This is a genomic window from Thermus caliditerrae (assembly GCF_021462525.1).
In the GTDB taxonomy this organism is placed as follows: domain Bacteria; phylum Deinococcota; class Deinococci; order Deinococcales; family Thermaceae; genus Thermus; species Thermus caliditerrae.
The window spans coordinates 23,120-42,590 of record NZ_JAKEDT010000018.1; the positions used below are offsets into that span (position 1 = coordinate 23,120).

Sequence of the window (19,471 nt, forward strand, 5' to 3'; positions counted from 1 at the left end):
TCTAGCGGAAGGTCCGCTCCAACTTCCAGCGGCCTCCCTCCACCCGCACCATCACCGCCGCGTCTTCAAAGCGCAGCCCCAGGTGCTCGTCCTTGCCAAAGGTGAACACCCCGTGGGTGGCCACCAGGCCGCGGGTGGCCTCGATTTCGTCCCGAAGAGCGGCACGGAAGGCGGCCATGTCCTTGGCCGGGTCAGCCCGCTTCAACGCCCTCTCCAGGGCGGGCTTGAGGATGAGCCAGGCGTCCCAAGCGTGGGCACCGAAGGTGGAGTAGCTACCGATGCCGTACTTGGCCTCGTAGCGCTGGATGTAGTCCAGGGCTACCCGCTTGGTGGGGTAGGCGGAGGGCAGCTGCTCCGCCACCAGGATGGGCCCGGCGGGAAGGAGGGTACCCTCCACGTCCTTCCCCCCCACCCGCAGGAAGTCGGGGTTGGCCACCCCGTGGGTCTGGTAGATGAGGCCCGCGTAGCCCCGCTCCTTCAGGGTGCGCTGGGGAAGAACCGCGGGCGTGCCGCTCGCCCCCACCAGCACCGCATCGGGCCTCCGGGCGATGATGCGCAGGGCCTGCCCCGTCACCGAAGTATCGGTGCGGGCATAGCGCTCGCTCACCACCACCTGCAGACCCTTGGCCTTGGCCTCCGTCTCAAAGAAGCGGGCCCAGCCCTCCCCATAGGCGTCGTTGAACCCGATGTAGCCCACCGTCTTCACGCCCCTGGCCACCATGTCCGCCACGATGGCCCGGGCCATGAGCTCCTCCGTCTGCGGGGTTTTGAAGACCCAGAAGCGCTGGGCGTCCACGGGATGGATGATGTCCTTACTGGCCGCCAGGGAAATCATGGGCACCTTGGCCTCGGCCACCACGGGGATCATGCCCAAGGAGGCCGGGGTGGTGGTGGTGCCCACGATGGCCACCGCCCCCTCCTCCACCAGGCGCCGGGTGTTGCGCACCGCCTGGGTGGTGTCGGAGGCATCGTCTAGGATCACGAACTGCACCTTGCGCCCGGCCACGCCCCCCGTGCGGTCCAGGATTTCTTGGAGCATGAGGAAGGTGTTCCGCTCGGGGATGCCCAAGGAAGCTGCAGGCCCCGTGGCCGAGACCACCACGCCCACCTTCAAGGCCTCTTGGGCTGAGGCCGCCAGGGCCAGTACCAGTACCATCGCCAGCCAACGCTTCATGCTCTTCCTCCCTTCCTTCCCACCGGGTCTGCCCGGATTGGGTCTAACAAACAACCGTTCGGTTTTGCCCCCAGTCTACGTAGGGACTTTTGTCCCGTCAAGCTAGGTGACGTGCTCGGGGATGCCGGAAAGCGGCGAGGGGCGGGTGGGCTCCGGCTGGTCCTCGAGGTCCAAAAGGGCGCTCCCCTCCAGGAACCAGCTCTTGGGGGTACGGTGCCCCCAAAGGGTCTGGCGGCGGGGGTCGTTCAGGCTCCAGCGCACCGGGGACAGGTCGGGGTCCACGGTGAGGTAGTCGGAGGTGTAAAGCTCGATGCGGTGCCCGTCCGGGTCCTTGAGGTAAAGGAACATGGCGTTGGAGATCCCGTGCCGCCCCGGGCCCCTTTCGATCTGGTCCGTGCGCCTGGCCCCCGCCAGGATGTCCGCCGCCTTGAGGATGGCCATGGGCTCGGGAAGCCAGTAGGCGAAGTGGTGGAGCCTAGGGCCTTCCCCGTTGGTGAAGGCCACATCGTGGACGTTGCCCTTGCGGTGGAGCCAGCTGGCCCAAAGCCTGCCCCCTTCGTCCTCGGTGTACTCGGTGAGACGAAAGCCCAAGTGCTCCTGGTAGTAGCGGGTGGCCTCGGCCACCTCTGGGCAAAAGAGGTTCAGGTGGTCGATGCGCAACACCCCAGGGCCCCGGTAGAGGTGGTACTCCTGCAGGATGCGGGGAAGCTTCTCCGCCTCGTGGTAGAAGGCCAAGGGGTAGCCGAAGGGGTCCTGCACCCGAAGGACCCTGGGCCTGCCCCAGTCGGCCTCCAGCCGGTGGGGAAGCCCCTCCTGAAGGGCCCAGGCTTGGGCCTGTTCCATCCCGTTCCCGTCTACCTTGAAGCCCAGGCTCCGCACAGCGGGCCGCTCCGCCTGGGTGAGCTTGAGGCTCCACTCCAGCTCCTCGTAGCCCCGGAGGTAGGCGCTTTTTCCCTCCCTATGTTCCAGGCGAAAGCCCAGAAGCCCCTCGTAGAACTCCAAGCTCCTTTCCAGGTCCTGCACCCAAAGCTCGATGAACCCCACCCTTACGATGGCCATACCACCCTCCTGTAGCCGCGGGCGAAGTACACCAGGGGAGGCCCCATTTCCCCAAGCTCCACCCTCTCCACCCGGCCCACCACCAGGCGGTGGTCCCCCCCCGGGTAGACCGCCTCCAGGCGGCAGCGAAGCACCGCCAAAGCCCCTGGCACCCTCCCCTCCTCCAAGGCCACCCCCTCCTGCGGTCGGCCAGCGAAGTGCTGGGAAACCGCCTCCTGCCCCTCCCGGAGGAGACTCACGCTAAAGGCGCGGGCGGCCTCGAGGACCGGCCAGAGCTTGGCCTTCTCGTGGATGCCCAGGGCCACCAGGGGAGGCTCCAGGCTCAAGGACATGAAGGCGGTGGCGGTCATGCCCCGCTCCTCTCCCCCGTGCTGGGCCGAGACCACCGTCACCCCGGCGGCGAAGCGGGCGAGGGCCTCCCGGAAGGCTTCCTGAAGCCCGTCCGCCATCAGGCCTTCACCTCCTCTAGGGCCTGGAGGACCCCCTTCAGGTACTCGCGGATGCGGGCCTTGTAGGGTTCCTTGTCGTAGACCCCGAAAAGCGTCTGGTGCATGCGCACCGGATCCCCGAAGAAGAAGCGCTCGTAGAGCTCCTGCCTGGCCCCGAAGCCCGAAAGGGTCATGTCCCAGGCCAGGCGGAAGAGGGCCACCCGCTCCTTGGCCTCCAGGGTGGCCCCCTGCAGGTACTTCTCCAAAAGGGGCGCCAAGGGTCCCCGGAAGTCCCGCTCCGAGGGCAAGGTGATGAGGCCGCTGGCCCCGATCTGCTCCACGATCTCCCGGATCCTGGGATAGAGCCTTGGGTAGAGGTTCCGGGCCCCGTCCAAGGCGCCCCGGTCGGGCACCAGGAGGCCGTAGGCGTTCTCTTTGGCCTCCTCCTCCGCCCGGGTCCAGAAGGCCCGCATGGCCTCCAGGTAGACGATGATCTCGGCGATCTTCTCCTGCACGTGCCCGTAGGCGTCGGCCCCAATCCCTTCGGCCATGAGGGAGGCCACCCCCAAGAAGGCCTCGGTCTTGGCGGTCTTCAGGACCACCACCTGGTGGGCCATGTGGTGGAGGGCCCCGGTGGCGGCGTAGGCGTTGTTGCAGAGCTCCACGTTCCCCAGGATGAAGACCCGCTCCCAGGGCACCAGGACGTCGTCAAAGACCACCAGGCAGTCCATCTCCTCGAGGCGGCTCGAGAGGGGGTAGTCGAAGGGGCTGTCCCCCCCCACCAGGGCCTCCCGGCAGACGAAGTGGAGTCCTGGGGTGGAGGTGGGGAGGGCAAAGGCGATGGCGTACTTCTCGCTCCCGGGGCCCTCCTTGAGGAGGGTGGAGGGAAAGATGAGGACCTCGTCCGCCAGAGGAAAGGTGGCGGTCATGCGCGCCCCCCGCACCACGATGCCCTTTTCCGTCTGCCGCACCACCCCCACGGGGATGTAGGGGTCGGGCTGAGCCGAGGGGGGCTTGGCCCGGTTCACCTGGGGGTTGGTGAGGGCATGGGTGGTGGCCAGGTCGTGGTCGCGGAGGTAACGGTAGTAGGCCCGCACGTTGTCGGCAAACTCCCCAAAGTACTCGGCGCTGGCGGCATAGGCCATGACCACGGCGTTCAGGTAGTCGGGGCTACGGCCCATCATCCCCAGGTTCTGGTCGGCCCAGAGCTTGTAGGCCTGGCTCCGGCGCCGCAGGTCCTCCTTGGTCCTGGGGATGAGGAAGCTCATCCCGTGCCGCTTCCCCTCCTCCTCATAGGTGAGGGCCTCCCGGTACCGGGGGTCGTGCTGCAGGTCGTAAAGGGCCGCCATGGTGCGCACGATCCCCCGGAAGACCGGGTGGCTGGTGGGGTCCTCCACCTTCTCCCCCTTGTACCAGAGATTGGGGGGCCGCTCCTTCAAGGCTTCCAGATACTCCGCTCCCATCCTTGCCATCCTTTCACCTCTTTCCGAACCTGGGCACGTGGGGGGGCCTTAGGGGAAGCCCCACGGCCTTGAGGTCGGTGTAGAACTCCAGGGCGTAGTGGCCGCCTTCCCGCCGATCGCCGCTTTCCTTCACCCCGCCAAAGGGAGTAGGCAGGTGGCGCACGTTGTGGCTGTTGAGGTACACCAGGCCCGCCTCCAGCTCCAAGGCCAGGCGGTGGGCCCTTTCCAGGTCCCGGGTGAACACGTAGGCGGCGAGGCCGTACTTGGTGTCGTTGGCCAGCCTCAAGGCCTCCTCCTCATCCCTAAAGGAAATGGCCACCAACACTGGCCCGAAGATCTCCTCCTGGGCGATGCGCATGCGGTTTTCCCCCACGAAGAGGGTGGGCTCCAGGTAGTTCCCCCGGGAGAGGTCCTCCCCGCGGAAGGAGGCGGTGGCCCTCTTCCCGCCCACGAGAAGCCTCGCCCCCTCCTTAAGGCCCGCCTCCACATACCCCAAAACCCGCTCCAGGTGCTCGGGGTGGATGAGGGGGCCCACCTCGGTCTCGGGGTCCAGGGGGTGACCCACCCGGATGGCCCGGGCCCTTTCGGCTACCCTCTCCACAAAGGTCTCAAAGATGGACTCCTCCACCAGGAGGCGGGAGCTGGCGGTACACCTCTCCCCGTTGAAGGAATAGATCTGGAAGACCACCGCATCCAAAGCTCTTTCCAAATCGGCGTCGGCAAAGACCAGGGCCGGGCTTTTCCCGCCAAGCTCCAGGGAAAGCCGCTTGAGGTGGCGGGCGGCGTTTTGCATGACGATCTTCCCGGTTTCCGTCTCCCCGGTGAGGGTGAGGAGGGGCACCAAGGGGTGGGCCACCAGGGCGGCCCCCGCCTCCTCCCCAAAGCCCTGGACCAGGTTGAAGACCCCAGGGGGAAGGTCCGCCTCCTGCACGATCTCCGCCAGCTTGCTGGCGGTTAAGGGGCTCCACTCCGCGGGCTTCAAGACCACGGTGTCCCCGAAGGCCAGGGCGGGGGCGATGCGCCAGGTGGAGAGCATCAGGGGGGCGTTCCAGGGGGTGATGATGCCCACCGGCCCAGCCGGGACCCTCAGGCTGTAGTAAAGCCAGTCCCGGTCCACGGGGAAGGTGCGGTCCTCCATGGCGTGCTCCGCGTACTCCGCATAGAAGGCGAAGTTCTCCGCCGTGCGGGCCACCTGGGCCTTGACGATGCGCAACACCTGCCCCGCGTCCAGGGCCTCCACCACGGCGAGCTCGTCCGCGTTCTTCTCCAGAAGCTCGGCGATCCTGAGGAGGTAGCGCTTCCGCTCCCGGGCTGGGGTGCGGCTCCACCTTTGGAAGGCCTCGTGGGCTGCCCGGGCCGCCCGGTCCACCTCCTTTTCCCCGCCCCGGGCGGCGTGGGAGAGCACTTCGCCCGTGGAAGGGTCCAGGGTGGGGAAGACCTCCCCGCTTTCCGAGGGGTGGAACTCCCCGCCGATGAAGTGAAGGGCCGTCCACCCCTTTAGGGCGTTTCGAATGGCCTCGATCCTTTCCCGGGGAATCCCGGCCACCTGGTCCTGGTACCTCATGCCTCCTCCTCAATGGGGTTTTCCAAAGCGCCAAGCCCTTGGATCTCCAGCCGCATGACATCCCCGGGAAGCACCCGGCTTATGCCCTTGGGCGTCCCGGTGAGGAGCACGTCGTAGGGCTCCAGGGTCATGAACTCGGATATGTACTCCAAAAGCTCCGCCACGCTGTAGAGCATCCTCGAGGTGTGCCCCTCCTGCCTCAGCTCCCCGTTCACGTAGGCGCGAAGCCAGAGGTTCTGGGGGTCTTCCACCTCGTCCACCACCAGGAAGGGCCCCAAGGGGCCGAAGGTATCCCGCCCCTTGGCCCGGATGGGGGGGCGGAAGGTGTTGGAAACGTGGTCCCGCACCACCAGGTCGTTGGCGATGGTGTAGCCCAGGACATAGTCCAGGGCGTCCTTGGCCTTCACCCGGCGCATGGGCCGGCCCACCACCACCGCCAGCTCCACCTCGTAATGCATGTACTCCGCCCCCTTGGGGTAACGCACCACGCCCTTATGGGGAAGGAGGCTATTGTTTGGCTTCCAAAAAAGTGCGGGTTCCTCGGGACGGGAAAGGCCCAGCTCCTCCGCGTGGTCCGCGTAGTTCAGGGCCACCCCCATCACCTTGCCGGGGGTAAAGGGGAGGAGCCAGGTGACCTCCTTGGGATCATGGGCCTCCCCGGCTTCGTCCAGGAGGAGGCCGTCCCGGTACACCCCGTGGTGGAGCCTGCCCTTGGCCAGGAAGCGGCAGAGCTTCATGCCTCCTCCCCGATCAGGCGGTAGCGCCGGGCCATGGCCCTTAGCCGCTCCTCCACCTCGGGGGTGGTGGGGCCCAAGGGGAGACGCCACTCCTTCTCCAAAAGGCCCATCCAGGAAAGCACCGTCTTCAGGGGAATGGGGTTGGTGTCCCAGAAGATGGCCTCGTTGGCCTCGAGGAGGTGGTAGTGAAGCTCCCTGGCCCCAGCGTAGTCCCCCGCCAGGGCGAGCTCGGTGAGCTTCGCTACCTCCTGGGGGAGCCAGTTGGCGGTGGCGGCGATGGTGCCCACCGCTCCCAGGCTCATCATGGGGAGGGTGAGGCTCTCTAGGCCGCAGAACACCAGGAAGTCCTGGCCCACCTCATGGAAGAGGTGGGAGAGGTACTCCAAGTCCTTGGAAGAGTGCTTGAGGCCCACGATGTGGGGAAAGTCCCGCCGTAAGCGGGCCACGGTCTTGGGGGCGATCTCCACTCCCGCCCGGCCGGGGATGTTGTAGAGGAGGATGGGAAAGTCGGACACCGCCTTGGCCACCTCGGCGAAGTAGCGGTAGAGGCCCTCCTGGTTGGGCTTGACGTAGTAGGGCACGATGACCATAGCCCCTTGGGCCCTCGCCTCCTTGGCGAAGCGGGTGAGCTCCAGGGTCTCCTCCAGGCGCAGGGCGCCGGTGCCGGGGATCACCGGCACCCGACCCGCCGCCTGCTCCAGGGCCACCTCTATGACCCGCTTTCTTTCTTCCAGGGTCTGGGTGCCGGGCTCCCCGGTGGTGCCCCCCACGCTGATCCCGTGGGAGCCCCCCTGGATGGCCCGCTCCACGAGCCTCCTTAAGGCCTCTTCGTCGACGCGCCCTTGGAGAAAAGGGGTAGGCAAGGGTGGGATGGACCCGCGGAACATGTTGCTCCTTTCGCCTTCCAGCCTGCCCTCTAGCGTCCCATGAGGCAACTGTGTGCAGACCAGGGTTTCACTATATCTTTGTTCTCTTCAACAAAATACCCCCCTTGCGCGTAAGGACCGAGCAGAATATTGTAAAAGCCAACCATGTCTAGCGGGTTATTTGGCGAAAACTCTATAGCCTTCCATGACCTGGTCCAAGCCCTGGGCCTCGAGGTCCTGGTCCCCTCGGACCGCCCCGTCCTCTACCTCCTCGAGGAGGCCAGGCCCCTCCTCCCCTTGGAGGGGGCCCTCCTCCTTTTCCGCCCCGAGGGGAGCCTCTGGCGCTACCGCACTGCCAGCGGCTTCCTCCTTCCTGCTCCCGACTCGGAGCTTTTAGCCTACGCCAGGCAGGAGGGCTTAGGCGTGGCCCTCTACCCTCCCTGGCTAAAGCGGGAGGAGCTGGCCAGGGCCCTAGCCTTGCGCCTTTTCCATTTGGGGGCGGGTCTCGGTCTAGCCAGTCTTTTGGACCTCTTGCTCAAGCTCCCAGAAAGGCCCTTTTTGGAGGTTCTCTACCAGGCCACCGGCCTGGCCCTGGCCCGGGTGGCCCCCTGGGGGGAGGTGCTGGGCTTCGCCGGCACGGTGCCCCCCAAAGCTCCCAAGGAGCCCGGAGAGGGTCGAGGGTGGGTGGCCCTGGAGGCCGGGGAGGGGATTTTGGCGGCCTTTGGGGACGAGGAAGTCCTGCACCAGGCCCGGGGGCTTTTGGAAGTGGCGGCCAGGCTGCTGCGGGTTAGGGCCCTGGAACGCTCTTTGGAGAGGATGCGGGAGGAATCCCTGGGTGGGGCTTTGCTAGAGGGCCTCATCCTGGGTGAGGCCGAGCCCGAACGCCTCTTCGCCTTTGGCTTCACCGAAGGGGTGGAGTGGGTCTTGGCCCTTTTGGAACCACCGGAGGTGCTGGGCCGCCACCGCTTGGCAGAGGAAAGGCGGCGGGAGGCCACCTTGGAAATCCAGCGTCGGGCGGGCACCTACCTGGACCGCCTGGGGGTGCCCTACCTCCTTGCTGTGCGGGGCAACCGGGTGGCGGCCATGTGGCAGGTGCACACCCCCCGCAAGGAGGCGGAGGGCCTCCTCCAGGCCCTCGCCCCGGGAAGCCGCCTTGGGTACTCCGCGGTTCACGCGGCCGGGGAGGAGGTGCAAAACGCCTACCGCGAGGCCCTCATCGCCCTCAAGGCGGCCCGGCCTGGGGAGGCCCTCTCCTTCAGCGGCCTGGACCCCGTGGCCTTTGTCCTCCTGCAACAATCCCCCGAAGACCTCAAGGCCCTGGTGGAGCGCTACCTACCCCTGCCTCCCAAGCTCCTCAAGACCCTCGAGGCCTACATGGCCGCAGGCAGCGTAGAGGAGGCCGCGGGCACTCTCCACGTCCACCCCAACACCCTGCGCTACCGCCTGAGGCGCATTGAGGCCACCTTGGGTCCCCTTTCCCAGCCCGAGGTCCTGGCCCGGGTGCACCTGGCCCTCCGCGCCCGGGACCTCCTGATGGGCTAAGATACCGGGTATGGAAAACCTAAGGGCGCTTGGCCTGGCTCTCCTCCTCTTCCTGGGCGGCGGGTTCGCCCAAACCTTGGTGGAGGCAACGGCGGTGGCGGCCCTGGCCTCGGGCCTGGACCCGGCGGTGCGCCTGCCCTCGGGCACCTACAAGGCCAGGAGCCCCGAGCCCCTCCTTCTCCGCTTCCCCGAGGCCAAGGGGTACGCCCTCGAGGCCTTTGTCGCCAGGGGGATCGCCAGCCGCCTGCACGCCGCGTTCGTGCAGCAGGTGCTCACCGCCTTCGCCGCCGTGGGGTACTTTGTGGAGGGGCAGGAGGAAAAGGTGGTGGACGGAGAGGTGCGCACCAAGTACCTGCTTAGGGACAGCTTGGGCCGCCCAGCCCTCCTTTTGGTGGTACGCAAGGGGGAGGAGTTGGTATACGGGTTTGGCAAACGTAAGTGATTTATGTCACGATAATCTCTGCTTGTGCTAAAACTCCCCACTCCAGCTTCCGCTCCACCGCCATAAAGGCCCCACTCCTCCCAGCTCCACCCTGAACCCCTCCCACCCCAGCCCCAGGCCCCAGGACCAGCCTTGCCCATAGGAGGCCCTTAGGGAAACCCCCAGGCCCTCCACCTGCCCCATCCAGGCCAGCCCCACCCCCAACGGGTAGGCGGCCTCCAACACCATCTCCCCGGGGCCCCAGGCCCAGCTCCACCCCAAAAGCGCCCTCGGCCCGGAAGCAAGCCCCATCGCCTCCCCGTAAACCACCGCCTCTCCCAGGCGGGCGCTTCCCGCCAGTCCCACCCCTCCGGGGAAGGCCAGGGCCTTGAGGTCCCCCCATGCGGCCTCGGCGAACACCCCCGGGCCCCAGGCGTACCCCAGACGCAGGCGGGCCGCCCCGTAGAGGGTGAGGAAGCCACCCCACACCCCTTCTACCCCGGCCGCGGGGCTAGGGGCATTCCAGGTGTAGGGAAAAAGCCGCCCCTCGCCGAAGGTATAGGGGAAGCGCCCCAGGGTGAGGCTCGCCTCCCCCGCCGCCGCCAGGTAAAGGCGCTCCACGGCAAGCCCTCCCTCCCCCAGGCCCGGCTGGAGGTAGGAGGCCAGGGCGTAGAATAGCCGCCCCCCCTCCACGGGCACCTCCCCCAAAAGGCGGAGGTACAGGGTAATCTGGCCCCCCAAGCCGAAGGCCCCCACCTCGTACCCCTGGGCCAAGGTTGGGGATAGGACAAGGGCGAGGAACCCCACGAACCGCCGCATCTTCTGAACCCTCGCCTAGCGGCGCTCCTCCCCCACAATGCGCCCGTCCTCCAGGCGCACGATGCGCCGCACGTGCTCCAGAAGCCTGGGGTCATGGGTGGAGAAGAGAAAGGTCACCCCCTTCTCCTCGTTCAGGATCTTCATGCGCTCGATGAGGGCCAAGCCCGTTTTGGAGTCCAGGTTGGCGGTGGGCTCGTCGGCCAGGACCAAAAGGGGCTCCGCCGCCAGGGCCCGGGCCACGGCCACCCGCTGTTGCTCCCCGCCGGAAAGCTGCCGGGGGAACCGCCCCGCCTTCTCCCTTAGGCCCAGGGCCGCCAGGGCCTCCATGGCCCGCCGCTCCCGCTCGGGCCGGGGAAGGCCCCGCAGTTCCAAGACGAAGGCCGCGTTCTCCAGGGCGGTGAGAACGGGCAGGAGGTTGTAGGCCTGAAACACCAGGCCAATCCTCTCCAGCCGGAAGCGGGCCCGCTCCGAGCGGGAAAGCCGGGAAAGGGCCACCCCGCCCACCCACACCTCTCCCTCCGTGGGCAGGTCCAACCCCGAAAGAAGGTGCAGGAGGGTGCTCTTCCCGCTCCCCGAGGGCCCCACCAGGGCGGTGAACTCCCCCGGCTCCAGGGCGAGGTCCACCCCCCTCAGGGCCTCCGTCTCCACCCCGTCCCCCCGGTACACCTTGCGCACGCCTTTGGCTTCCAAGATGGGCATCCTCACCTCCTACGGCACGTAGCGCATGGCCTCCACCGGCTCCAGCCTCGAGGCCAGCCACCCCGGCCATAAGGCCGCCAAAAGCCCCGTCCCCACCGCATACCCCAAGGTAAGGAGGATCTCCTTCAGCGAAAGCCGCCCGTAGAGCACCTCCGGCAGGCCAAACTCCCGGTACTGCTCCAAAATCCACTGAGGCAGGGGCAAGCGGAAGCCGTCCGCCAGCTCCAGGTGCACCAGAAGCCCGGCCCCCAAGCCCACCAAGGCAAAGACCCCCACCAGGAGGAGGCTTTCCCAGAAGACCAGGGCCATGACCCGCCGCCCGGTGAGGCCCAGGGCGGCCAAAAGCCCGAACTCCCGCACCCGTTCCACCAGGGAGAGGTAGAGGGCGTTCAAGAGGATGAGCCCCCCGAGGAGGAAGAAGACGCCCACATAAAGGGCCATCACCGTGTCGTAAAGGGGCAGGATGGCGGCGTAAATGGGGTTGGCCTCCAGCCAAGTCTCAGCCACCAACCCCTGGAGGTGGGGCTTCAGGGCAGCTTTGAGCTCCTCCAGGGGCTTGAGGTCGTAAAGCCCAAGGCCTTCCAGGCGCACCTCCAGCCGGGTCACCCGGCCCGGGGCCAGGAGGGCCTGGGCGTCGGCCAGAGGGACTACCAGGGTGCGGGCCTCGAGGTGGGTCTCCGGCAGGTCCAAAAGCCCCACCACCCGGAAGGCGTACACCCCAAGGCCCAAGCCCCCGGGGGCGTAGGCCACCACCTCGTCCCCCAGGCCCACCCTAAGGGCCTGGGCCAGGGCCTCGCCCAAGAGGGCCTCCCCCGGGGCCTCCGGCAGGCGGCCCGCCTTGAGGAGGTTCTTCTGCCGGGCCAAGCCCGCGGGCTCCAGACCCGTGACCACCGCGTAGCGGCTCCGCTCCCCGGCAAGGACCAGGCACCCCCCCTCCACCACCCCTTCCACCCGCGCCCCGGAAGGGAGCGGCAGGGCGGGCGGGGCAAAGGCCAAGCTCTCCAAATCCTCCTTCTCCTCGTACCCCTCCACCCGCACCACCAGGTGCCCGGTGCGCTCCAAAAGGAGCCGGAAGAAGGCGTCAAACGCTCCGGCGTACACCGAGAGGAAGACCAGGGAGAGGAAGACCACCAGGGCCACCACGCCCCCGGTGGTGAGGCTTCGGCCCGGGGTGCGCCACAGGTTGCGCCAGGCCAGGCGGAGCACCTAGCACCCCCTTTCCAGGTACAGCGGGCTGAAGCAACGCTCGGGCACCGGGCCCACCTGGACCTCGGTCACCTCCACCAGGGTGCGGTAGCCCTGCCGGGTGAGGTCCTTTAGCTCCAGGGTCCTGGGCAAGTAGGCCCCGTCTAGGCGCTGGTAGCTCCCCATTCGGAGCTCCCGCACCGCCTGCCCCCGCTGGTCGTAGTAGAGGACGCGCTCGATGAAGCCCTCCCTGAGGTACACCTCCACCCGGCCGTACGGGGTGGGCGCGCCAGGCTTGGGAACAAGGCGCAGGGTGCCTCCTTCCTCGGTCACCTGGAAAAGCTCCTCCAGGTCCCGCCCCATGAGGTCCTGGTAGGTGAGGTCCGATCCCAAAAACCGCTCGCTCCTGCCCGAAGGCGGCAGGCGCAAGGTGCGGCCCAGGCGGGGGTCATAGAGGTAGAGGTCCTGGCCCAGGGAGAGGAAGGCCATCCCCGCCTCCGCTTTGGGCTCCAGGACCCGGAGGTGGGCCCGTTCGCCATCGGTGTAGACCCTAAGGCGGTAGGTGCGGCTGGACCCAGGCCGCTCCACCTTGAGCGCGTAGACCGCCTGGTGGGCAGGCCCCCGCAGGCGGTCCAAAGCGGACTTCAGCTTCTCCAGGGGGCTTTGCCCCAGGGCGAAGGCCGCAAGGGCCAAAAGAAGGATGCCAAACCGCTTCATCTCACTCCCCCTTCAGGTAGCGGGTGGGCTCCAGGGCAAGAACCAGCCGGCCCGGGAAGAGAAGGGCCAGGAGGGCCGAAAGGCCCACCACCATGGCGGCGTAGAGGGCGTAGACCGGGCGCAGAGCGGTGTAGAGGTGCTCGGAAAGCCCCGACTCCGGCAAAAGCTCCACGGAAAGGCGCATGAGGGGACCGAAGACGTCGTGGGTGGAGGTGTACCAGAGGAGGGCGTAGCCCAGGAGGAGGCCCAGGAGGAGGCCCAGGCCGCTGGCCAGGGCGGCCTCGAGGGCCACCTGAGCCGCCAGGCGGAAGGGGGAGAGCCCCAGGCTCTCCGCCACCGCGAACTCCCTAAGCCTTTCCCGCACGCTCACGTAGGTGGTGCTCACCACGGCCACCGCCGCCAGAAGCATGAAAAGGCCCAGGAGGGGCACGTAGAAGAGGCGGCTACCCTCGTAGTCCGCCCGGATGGGACCCATGAGCTCCCACACTCCCTGGGCGCGAAGCCCCTCCGGCAAAGCCTGGTTCAGGGCCTGGGCCACCCCCTCCTCCTTCCCCCGGGGCACCTTCAGGGCCAGGTGGGTGGCCAGCACCCTTCCCCCGGAAAGCCTCCGGGCGTCCTCCAGGTGCACGTAAACCCCGCCGAAGTCCACATTCCCCACCCCGGCTCGCACCAGGCCCACCACCAAAAGGCCCAAGGCCCCCTTCCCCGTTTCCACCACCAGCCTCTCCCCCACCCGCACGTCCAGCCGCTCCGCCAGGCGCTGGCCCAGGACCGCCTCGCCGGGGGCGGAAAGCCACCGGCCCTGGCTCACCTTAAAGGGCACGCGGGAGAGGGTCTTTTCCCCCTCCGGGTCCACCCCCAGGACCACCCCTCCCTGCACCCGGTAGGGGGAGCGGAGGAGGGCGTAGAGGGAAAGCCTGGGCGTGGCCGCCTGCACCAGGGGGTGGGCCACCGCTGGCAGCTCTCGGAAGCCGTTTTCCGGGTCTGGGTCCTGCCACCAAACCTCCCGGGCCACCACCACCGGGGCCTCCACGTACTGGGCGTAAGCTTCCACCAGGCTCTCCCCGTAGCCGTCCAGGAAGCCGAACAGGAAGAGCACGGCCACGGTCACGTAGACCACCACCAGGGAAAGCAGGGCCGTACGCCGCCTCTGCCGGAGCACGTTCCGCCAGGCCAACCTAAGAAGGCTCATGCCTCCCCCGGAAACCTCTCCAAGAGCTTAGGAAGCTCCCGCTCAAAGAAGGCGTAGAGGTCCCGCATCTCCCTGAGCCTTTCCCCCCGAGCCTCTCCCACCAGGGCCAGCCCCTTCTCCGCCTGCTCCCGGTATAGGGCAAGGGTGCGGGCCTTCTCCAAAAGGAGCCGCCGCCAGGCCCCCGGGCGCACGGCGTACCGGTCCGCCCGCTCCCCCGGGCGGCGCAGGCGCTCCACCAGCTGCAACCGGGTGAGGAGGTTCAGGGCGCCGCTCAAGGCCCCCTTGCTGGCGGATAGGGCCTCCCCCATCTCCTTGGCGCTCTGTTCCGCCGGCTCGGCCACCAGGAGAAAGGCCAGAACCCGGCCCGCCATCCGGGGAAGGCCCGCCGCCTCGAAGAGGAGGGCGGTCTCCTCCACCCACCGCTTCAGGGCAGGGTCCATGGCTCCAGCGTAAAGAGATCAGTAAGTTTTGTCAATAGTGAACTTTTGAAATCCAAAGCGGGTGCAAGGGGGCGGCCCCCGGGGCGGGCGCCGCCTGGGCCCGCCGGGAGGGGCAAGCCGGGGCCGGGTGCTTCACCGACCGGCTCTGTGCCCTTTGGCTCCCAATCCGATCCCGTGCCCCGCGCCTAGAGCTCCGCCAGGTCCACCCGCTCCAGGACCGGCAGGGCCCTCAGGGCCTCCAGCACCTCGGGGGCGGGCTTTTGGTCCACGCCCAGGACGAAAAGCGCCCTGCCCCCAGGCACGTCCCGCCCCAGCTGCATCCCGGCGATGTTCACCCCCGCCTCCCCCAGAAGGGTCCCCACCTGGCCCACCACCCCGGGGCGGTCGTAGTTCACGCAGACCAGCATGTACCCCTCGGGCACCACCTCGAGGGCGTAGTCGTCGATGCCCACCAGGCGGGGCTTACCCCCCATCACCACCCCCCGGGCCCGGCGCTCCTCCTGGTCGGTGGCTAGGCGCACCTCCAGAAGCCTGGTGTACTCCCCCGCCTGCTCCTCCTTGCGGGTGACGAGGCGGATGCCCCGGTCCTTCAGGAGGGGCCGGGCGGACACCAGGTTCACCGCCTCCCCCCCCAGCACCCGGGAGAGAAATCCCTTGGCCACGGCGCTGGCCGCGGGCTCGGGGTCCTTTTCAAACTGGCCCAGGAAGCTCACCTCCAAGACCTGTGGCCGCCCGCGGGTGATCTGGGCCAGGAGCTTGCCTAAAGCCTCCCCCAGGGGCAGAAACCCCTTAAGGGCCTCGAGGGCCTCGGGGTCAAAGCCGGTGTTGAGGGCGTAGGAAAGGTCCCCCTCCAAGGTGCGCACCACCCGCTCGAGGACGGCCTCCCCCACCCGCTCCTGGGCCTCCACCGTGTTGGCCCCCAGGTGGGCGGTGAGGACCACCTTCGGGTGGTTAAGAAGCGGGTGGTCCTTGGGGGGAGGCTCCTGGGTAAACACGTCCAGGCCAGCGGCGAACAGGTGGCCTTCCTCCAAAACCTCCAACAGGGCCTTTTCGTCCACAATCCCCCCCCTGGCGGCGTTCACCACCACCGCCCCCCGGGGCAGGAGGTAGAGTTCCCGCCTGCCGATCATCCCTCGCGTTTCCTCGGTGAGGGGGGTGTGGACGGTGAGGAAATGGCTCTGCCGGAGCATGTCGGAAAGGTCCTCCAAAAGCTCCACCCCCAGGCTTTCCGCCCGGGTGCGGGGGATGTAGGGGTCGTAGGCCAAGACCCGCATCTCAAACCCCTTGGCGAAGCGGGCCACCTGGCTTCCGATCCTCCCCAAACCGACAATGCCCAGGGTTTTCCCCTTAAGCTCCAAGCCCAGGAACTTCCGGTCCCACTCCCCGGCGCGGATCTTGCGGTCGGAAAGGGCAATCCCCCGGGCCGCCGCCAGGAGGAGGCCAAAGGCCAGCTCCGCCGCGGAGCGGGTGTTGGCCTCGGGCACGTTCACCACCAGGATGCCCAGGCGGCTTGCCGCCTCGAGGTCCACATTGTCCACGCCCACCCCACCCCGGCCCACCACCTTGAGCCGCTTGCCCCGCTGGAGCAGTTCCGCATCCACCTGGGTTCGGCTCCGGGTGATGAGGGCATCGTAGGCGGGGATGATCTCTAAAAGCTCCTCCCGCCCTATGCCCGGCCGGTAGTCCAAGAGTACCCCGGGGTACCTCACGTCCCCCAACCGCATATCATCGGACACCAGGACCCGCCACATATACCCTTGACCCTAACAAAAACCGACCCCCGGGGCAACCGGGCCGCTACACTACACCGGGCCCCTATGGTATCCTGGGCCGGACCACAAGGAGGCCTGATGAAGGTAGCCTTGGTAACCGACTCCACCTCTGACCTACCGAAGCCCCTGCGAGAGCGCCTGGGGATCCGGGCAGTGCCCCTTTACGTGAACCTGGGGGGCAGGGTGTACCGAGACTGGGAGGAGATCACTCCTGAGGAGATCTTCCGCAAGGTGCGCCAGGGGGAGGCTTTCCCCACCACCAGCCAACCCTCCCCCGAGGACTTCCTCAAGGCCTACCAGGACGCTTTAGCGGAAGCGGACCACGTCCTTTCCCTTCACATCTCCGCCAAACTCTCGGGCACGGTGCAGTCGGCGGAGCTGGCGGCGCAGAGCTTCCCCGGCCGCATCACCGTGTTGGACAGCCAGGCGGCTTCCTTGGGCATCGGCATGATGGTGCTCCGGGCCCATGAACTCCTCGCCGAAGGGCAATCCCTAAAGGAGGTGCTCCAGGAGCTTGAGCGCATCCGCCGGGACCACTTCGTCCGCTTCAGCGTGGCCACCTTGGAATTTTTGAAGCGTGGCGGGCGCATCGGCGGGGCCCAAGCTCTTTTGGGCACCCTCCTGGGCATCAAACCCATCCTCACCCTCAAGGACGGCCGCGTGGAAGCTGCGGGCCGCGCCCGGGGGGAAAGGAAAGCCAAAGAGGAGATCCTAAAGGACTTCAAGGCTTGGGCGGCGGGGCGTGGGCGCATCCGGGCCTTCTTCTTGTACAGCGCAGAAGAGCAGGCGGTCAAAGAGCTTAAGGAGCTGGTCCTCTCCTCAGGGCTTCCGGTGGAGGAAGCTTTGGTGAGCGAGCTGGGGGCGGTGATCGCCAGCCACACCGGACCCGGAACCTACGGCTTTTATGCGTACAGCCTCTAGCGTGGCCTTCGTGGCCGACTCCACCCTGGGGCTCTCCCCGGAAGAGGGCCTGAGGTATGGCATCCACGTGGTGCCCCAGCAGGTGGTCTGGAAGGACAAGGCCTACCGCGACCTGGTAGAGATCAGCCCAGAAGAGGTTTTGGCCCTCCTGGAGAAGGGGGAGCGCCTTTCCACCAGCCAGGTGGCCCCGGAGGACCTGCGCTCCACCTACGAAACCCTCCTGCAAGCCCACGAGCGGGTGCTTTCCGTCCACGTGTCCGGCCACCTCTCGGGAACCGTGGCCACCGCTATGGCGGTAGCCCAGGAGTTCGGGGAAAGGGTCCAGGTGCTGGATTCCTGGTCCCTGAACGGGGGCCTCCTCTTGGTGCTGGAGGAAGCCCGCCGCCTTCTAAGAAAAGGGGTGGCCTGGGAACACCTGGAGGAAGCCCTCGCCCCCTACCGGGAGAGGGTGCGGGGCTATGTCCTCCCCGAAACCCTTATCTACCTGCACCGCTCCGGGCGGATCTCCGGCCTGCAGAGATTCATGGGCGGGCTTCTCAGAATCCTTCCGGTGCTGGAGGTCAAGGGGGGTCGGGTCCTGGCTGGCTCCCGGGTGCGGGGCTTCAAGGAGGGTCTGCGCAGGCTGGTGGAGCTCTTTCGCCGGGACTTCCCGACTGGGGGGCTCGTTCACCTGGCCCATGCGAGCAACCCCGAGGGAGCCAGAACCTTGGACGAGGCCCTTAGGATGGAAGGCGTGGAGGTCTTGGGCACCTTGCGGGCAGGAGCGGCGGTAAGCGTCCACGCGGGCCCGGGCACCGTGGCCCTCTTCGCCGGTCCCAGGAGGTGAGGGATGCGGGCGGTGGTGCAACGGGTTTCCGAGGCCTTTGTGGAGGTGAATGGCGAGGAGGTGGGAAGGATTGGCCTAGGGCTTCTCGTCCTCCTGGGGGTGGGGCATGGGGACACGGTGGAGGACGCCCTTTACCTGGCGCGCAAGATCGTGGCCCTACGCATCTTCCCCGACAAGGCTGGAAAGATGAACCTCTCACTCAAGGAGGTGGGTGGAGAGGTGCTCCTCGTGAGTCAGTTCACCCTTTACGCGGAGACCCGCAAGGGAAACCGACCCTCCTTTGTCCGGGCTGCCCCGCCCGACCTGGGCAAGCGGCTCTACGAAGCGGCCATAGAGGCCTTCTTGCAACAGGGCGTGCACGTGGAAACCGGGGTGTACGGGGCCCACATGCGGGTGCACCTGGTGAACGATGGCCCCGTGACCCTCCTCCTGGACTCCGAGGAGCGGCTTAAGCCCCGCTGAGGCAACCGAAAGGACGCGGCCTTGCCTAGGTCCTCCGGGGACGAGGGCCCCAGGAGGTAGGCCCTGGCCCTCATGGTCCTCATGGTCCAAAGGGCTAGCATGAACCACTCCCCAGAAGAGGAGTGCTTATGCCGAACGCCAAACCTCAGCGAGTCGAACCCAAAGACTGGATCCCCCTCATCAAACCCTACGCCAAGCCCAACACCCTAAGAAGCCTACGCCAGGTGGCGGACACCCTTCTTCCCCTTCTCCTCCTCTTTTACCTGGCCCACAAGGCCCTTTCCGTTTCCCTGGCCCTGACCCTCCTTCTGGACCTCGTGGCCGCCCTTTTCTTGGTCCGCCTTTTCATCCTGCAACACGACGCCGGCCACGGCTCCTTCTTCCCCAAGAAGTGGGCCAACGACCTTCTGGGCTTCTTCACTGGGGTTTTGACTCTGGTTCCCTACCACCACTGGCAACTATCCCACGCCCGCCACCACGCCACCAGCGGCAACCTGGACAAGCGGGGGGTGGGGGACATCTACACCATGACCCTCGAGGAGTACCTGCGGGCCACCCCTTGGCAGCGGCTCGCCTACCGCCTATACCGCAACCCCTTCGTCATGTTCCTCCTGGGGCCCATCTACGTCTTCATGCTCTCCTACCGCCTGCCCTTGGGCTATGGGTCGGACAAGCCCTCGGTGCGCAACTCCGTGGCCCTCACCAACCTCTTCCTGGCCCTTTTGCTGGCAGGGATCGTGGTTTCCTTCGGGGTGAAGACCCTCCTTTTCGTCTACCTCCCCATCCAGTACTTGGCGGGGATGATGGGGATCTTCCTCTTCTACGTGCAGCACCAGTTTGAGGACGTCTACTGGGAGCACGACCCCCGCTGGGAGTACCTCAAAGCGGCCATGGAGGGAAGCACCTACCTGAAGCTTCCCAAGGTCCTGCAGTGGCTCACGGGGAACATCGGCTTCCACCACATCCACCACCTGGCCCCCAAGATCCCCAACTACCTGCTGCCCAAGGTGCAGGAGGAGGTGGACCTGGTGAAGGTGGCCCCCACCGTCACCCTGAAGGATGCCTTCAAGATCGCCTTCGCTGACATGCACCTCTACGACGAGGAAAGCCGCAAGCTGGTGGGCTTTAGGGAGGCCCACCGGCGCCTAAGGGAAACCCAAGGCCGAAAAGCCTACTAAGCAGCC

At 67.2% G+C, this 19,471-nt stretch carries 20 protein-coding genes; 6 read left to right on the top strand and 14 right to left on the bottom strand.

The window, feature by feature from the left end:
- Window position 1: 1 nt before the first annotated feature.
- The 7 genes from L1088_RS09585 to hpaI all read right to left on the bottom strand — a co-directional run bounded on the left by L1088_RS09585 (window position 2) and on the right by hpaI (window position 7,312).
- Window positions 2–1,174, bottom strand: coding sequence for an ABC transporter substrate-binding protein (locus tag L1088_RS09585; RefSeq protein ID WP_234554788.1), 1,173 nt, complete (start codon window positions 1,172–1,174; stop codon window positions 2–4).
- A gap of 102 nt (window positions 1,175–1,276) precedes the next feature.
- Entirely contained in the window at window positions 1,277–2,233 is a 957-nt protein-coding gene (hpaD, locus tag L1088_RS09590; protein WP_234554790.1) for a 3,4-dihydroxyphenylacetate 2,3-dioxygenase, read from the bottom strand.
- The gene (gene hpaC, locus L1088_RS09595; protein ID WP_135260486.1) at window positions 2,221–2,682 is read right to left on the bottom strand and encodes a 4-hydroxyphenylacetate 3-monooxygenase reductase subunit; all 462 of its coding nucleotides are present in this window, start codon (window positions 2,680–2,682) and stop codon (window positions 2,221–2,223) included. The genes hpaD and hpaC overlap by 13 nt, the downstream gene beginning before the upstream one ends.
- A complete protein-coding gene (hpaB, locus tag L1088_RS09600) occupies window positions 2,682–4,133 on the bottom strand; it encodes a 4-hydroxyphenylacetate 3-monooxygenase, oxygenase component (RefSeq protein WP_234554792.1) in 1,452 nt (483 codons plus the stop codon). The genes hpaC and hpaB overlap by 1 nt, the downstream gene beginning before the upstream one ends.
- Window positions 4,134–4,137: 4 nt before the next feature.
- Window positions 4,138–5,688, bottom strand: coding sequence for a 5-carboxymethyl-2-hydroxymuconate semialdehyde dehydrogenase (gene hpaE / locus L1088_RS09605; RefSeq protein WP_234554795.1), 1,551 nt, complete (start codon window positions 5,686–5,688; stop codon window positions 4,138–4,140).
- The gene (locus L1088_RS09610; RefSeq protein ID WP_234554797.1) at window positions 5,685–6,425 is read right to left on the bottom strand and encodes a fumarylacetoacetate hydrolase family protein; all 741 of its coding nucleotides are present in this window, start codon (window positions 6,423–6,425) and stop codon (window positions 5,685–5,687) included. The genes hpaE and L1088_RS09610 overlap by 4 nt, the downstream gene beginning before the upstream one ends.
- The gene (hpaI, locus tag L1088_RS09615) at window positions 6,422–7,312 is read right to left on the bottom strand and encodes a 2,4-dihydroxyhept-2-ene-1,7-dioic acid aldolase (RefSeq protein ID WP_234554799.1); all 891 of its coding nucleotides are present in this window, start codon (window positions 7,310–7,312) and stop codon (window positions 6,422–6,424) included. Before hpaI ends, L1088_RS09610 begins: the two co-directional genes overlap by 4 nt.
- 144 nt (window positions 7,313–7,456) lie before the next feature.
- Between hpaI and L1088_RS09620 the strand changes: the two genes are divergently transcribed.
- Both L1088_RS09620 and L1088_RS09625 read left to right on the top strand, forming a co-directional pair.
- A complete protein-coding gene (locus tag L1088_RS09620) occupies window positions 7,457–8,833 on the top strand; it encodes a PucR family transcriptional regulator (protein WP_234554802.1) in 1,377 nt (458 codons plus the stop codon).
- 10 nt (window positions 8,834–8,843) lie between these two features.
- On the top strand, window positions 8,844–9,275 hold the full coding sequence (locus L1088_RS09625) for a hypothetical protein (RefSeq protein ID WP_234554803.1): 432 nt from the start codon (window positions 8,844–8,846) through the stop codon (window positions 9,273–9,275).
- Window positions 9,276–9,302: 27 nt separating this feature from the next.
- Here the strand turns inward: L1088_RS09625 and L1088_RS09630 are convergent, their stop codons facing one another.
- From L1088_RS09630 to serA, 7 genes are all read right to left on the bottom strand, one after another.
- The gene (locus L1088_RS09630; RefSeq protein WP_234554804.1) at window positions 9,303–10,073 is read right to left on the bottom strand and encodes a hypothetical protein; all 771 of its coding nucleotides are present in this window, start codon (window positions 10,071–10,073) and stop codon (window positions 9,303–9,305) included.
- 15 nt (window positions 10,074–10,088) lie between these two features.
- On the bottom strand, window positions 10,089–10,772 hold the full coding sequence (locus L1088_RS09635) for an ABC transporter ATP-binding protein (protein WP_234554805.1): 684 nt from the start codon (window positions 10,770–10,772) through the stop codon (window positions 10,089–10,091).
- A 9-nt stretch (window positions 10,773–10,781) separates the two neighbouring features.
- Complete coding sequence (locus tag L1088_RS09640; RefSeq protein ID WP_234554806.1) at window positions 10,782–11,978, bottom strand: ABC transporter permease; 1,197 nt, start codon at window positions 11,976–11,978, stop codon at window positions 10,782–10,784.
- Complete coding sequence (locus tag L1088_RS09645; RefSeq protein WP_234554807.1) at window positions 11,979–12,674, bottom strand: outer membrane lipoprotein-sorting protein; 696 nt, start codon at window positions 12,672–12,674, stop codon at window positions 11,979–11,981.
- Between the two features lies 1 nt (window position 12,675).
- A complete protein-coding gene (locus L1088_RS09650; protein WP_234554808.1) occupies window positions 12,676–13,866 on the bottom strand; it encodes an ABC transporter permease in 1,191 nt (396 codons plus the stop codon).
- Window positions 13,863–14,306 carry a GbsR/MarR family transcriptional regulator gene (locus L1088_RS09655; RefSeq protein ID WP_234554809.1) on the bottom strand — a complete coding sequence of 148 codons (444 nt, stop codon included), beginning with the start codon at window positions 14,304–14,306 and terminating at the stop codon, window positions 13,863–13,865. Before L1088_RS09655 ends, L1088_RS09650 begins: the two co-directional genes overlap by 4 nt.
- 185 nt (window positions 14,307–14,491) lie before the next feature.
- A complete protein-coding gene (gene serA / locus L1088_RS09660; RefSeq protein WP_234554811.1) occupies window positions 14,492–16,057 on the bottom strand; it encodes a phosphoglycerate dehydrogenase in 1,566 nt (521 codons plus the stop codon).
- Between the two features lie 99 nt (window positions 16,058–16,156).
- On the opposite strand from serA, the gene L1088_RS09665 reads away from it, so the two are divergent.
- The 4 genes from L1088_RS09665 (at window position 16,157) to L1088_RS09680 (ending at window position 19,465) form a co-directional block, all read left to right on the top strand.
- Window positions 16,157–16,999 carry a DegV family protein gene (locus L1088_RS09665; RefSeq protein ID WP_234554812.1) on the top strand — a complete coding sequence of 281 codons (843 nt, stop codon included), beginning with the start codon at window positions 16,157–16,159 and terminating at the stop codon, window positions 16,997–16,999.
- Window positions 16,983–17,825 carry a DegV family protein gene (locus L1088_RS09670; RefSeq protein ID WP_234554813.1) on the top strand — a complete coding sequence of 281 codons (843 nt, stop codon included), beginning with the start codon at window positions 16,983–16,985 and terminating at the stop codon, window positions 17,823–17,825. Before L1088_RS09665 ends, L1088_RS09670 begins: the two co-directional genes overlap by 17 nt.
- A gap of 3 nt (window positions 17,826–17,828) precedes the next feature.
- The gene (gene dtd, locus L1088_RS09675; RefSeq protein WP_234554814.1) at window positions 17,829–18,287 is read left to right on the top strand and encodes a D-aminoacyl-tRNA deacylase; all 459 of its coding nucleotides are present in this window, start codon (window positions 17,829–17,831) and stop codon (window positions 18,285–18,287) included.
- Between the two features lie 128 nt (window positions 18,288–18,415).
- A complete protein-coding gene (locus L1088_RS09680) occupies window positions 18,416–19,465 on the top strand; it encodes a fatty acid desaturase (RefSeq protein WP_234554815.1) in 1,050 nt (349 codons plus the stop codon).
- Window positions 19,466–19,471 lie beyond the last annotated feature (6 nt).

Coding starts and splice junctions, on each gene's coding strand:
- L1088_RS09585 (WP_234554788.1), bottom strand. CDS start 1,174: ATGAAGCGTTGGCTGGCGATGGTACTGGTACTGGCCCTGGCGGCCTCA.
- hpaD (WP_234554790.1), bottom strand. CDS start 2,233: ATGGCCATCGTAAGGGTGGGGTTCATCGAGCTTTGGGTGCAGGACCTG.
- hpaC (WP_135260486.1), bottom strand. CDS start 2,682: ATGGCGGACGGGCTTCAGGAAGCCTTCCGGGAGGCCCTCGCCCGCTTC.
- hpaB (WP_234554792.1), bottom strand. CDS start 4,133: ATGGCAAGGATGGGAGCGGAGTATCTGGAAGCCTTGAAGGAGCGGCCC.
- hpaE (WP_234554795.1), bottom strand. CDS start 5,688: ATGAGGTACCAGGACCAGGTGGCCGGGATTCCCCGGGAAAGGATCGAG.
- L1088_RS09610 (WP_234554797.1), bottom strand. CDS start 6,425: ATGAAGCTCTGCCGCTTCCTGGCCAAGGGCAGGCTCCACCACGGGGTG.
- hpaI (WP_234554799.1), bottom strand. CDS start 7,312: ATGTTCCGCGGGTCCATCCCACCCTTGCCTACCCCTTTTCTCCAAGGG.
- L1088_RS09620 (WP_234554802.1), top strand. CDS start 7,457: ATGTCTAGCGGGTTATTTGGCGAAAACTCTATAGCCTTCCATGACCTG.
- L1088_RS09625 (WP_234554803.1), top strand. CDS start 8,844: ATGGAAAACCTAAGGGCGCTTGGCCTGGCTCTCCTCCTCTTCCTGGGC.
- L1088_RS09630 (WP_234554804.1), bottom strand. CDS start 10,073: ATGCGGCGGTTCGTGGGGTTCCTCGCCCTTGTCCTATCCCCAACCTTG.
- L1088_RS09635 (WP_234554805.1), bottom strand. CDS start 10,772: ATGCCCATCTTGGAAGCCAAAGGCGTGCGCAAGGTGTACCGGGGGGAC.
- L1088_RS09645 (WP_234554807.1), bottom strand. CDS start 12,674: ATGAAGCGGTTTGGCATCCTTCTTTTGGCCCTTGCGGCCTTCGCCCTG.
- L1088_RS09650 (WP_234554808.1), bottom strand. CDS start 13,866: ATGAGCCTTCTTAGGTTGGCCTGGCGGAACGTGCTCCGGCAGAGGCGG.
- L1088_RS09655 (WP_234554809.1), bottom strand. CDS start 14,306: ATGGACCCTGCCCTGAAGCGGTGGGTGGAGGAGACCGCCCTCCTCTTC.
- serA (WP_234554811.1), bottom strand. CDS start 16,057: ATGTGGCGGGTCCTGGTGTCCGATGATATGCGGTTGGGGGACGTGAGG.
- L1088_RS09665 (WP_234554812.1), top strand. CDS start 16,157: ATGAAGGTAGCCTTGGTAACCGACTCCACCTCTGACCTACCGAAGCCC.
- L1088_RS09670 (WP_234554813.1), top strand. CDS start 16,983: ATGCGTACAGCCTCTAGCGTGGCCTTCGTGGCCGACTCCACCCTGGGG.
- dtd (WP_234554814.1), top strand. CDS start 17,829: ATGCGGGCGGTGGTGCAACGGGTTTCCGAGGCCTTTGTGGAGGTGAAT.
- L1088_RS09680 (WP_234554815.1), top strand. CDS start 18,416: ATGCCGAACGCCAAACCTCAGCGAGTCGAACCCAAAGACTGGATCCCC.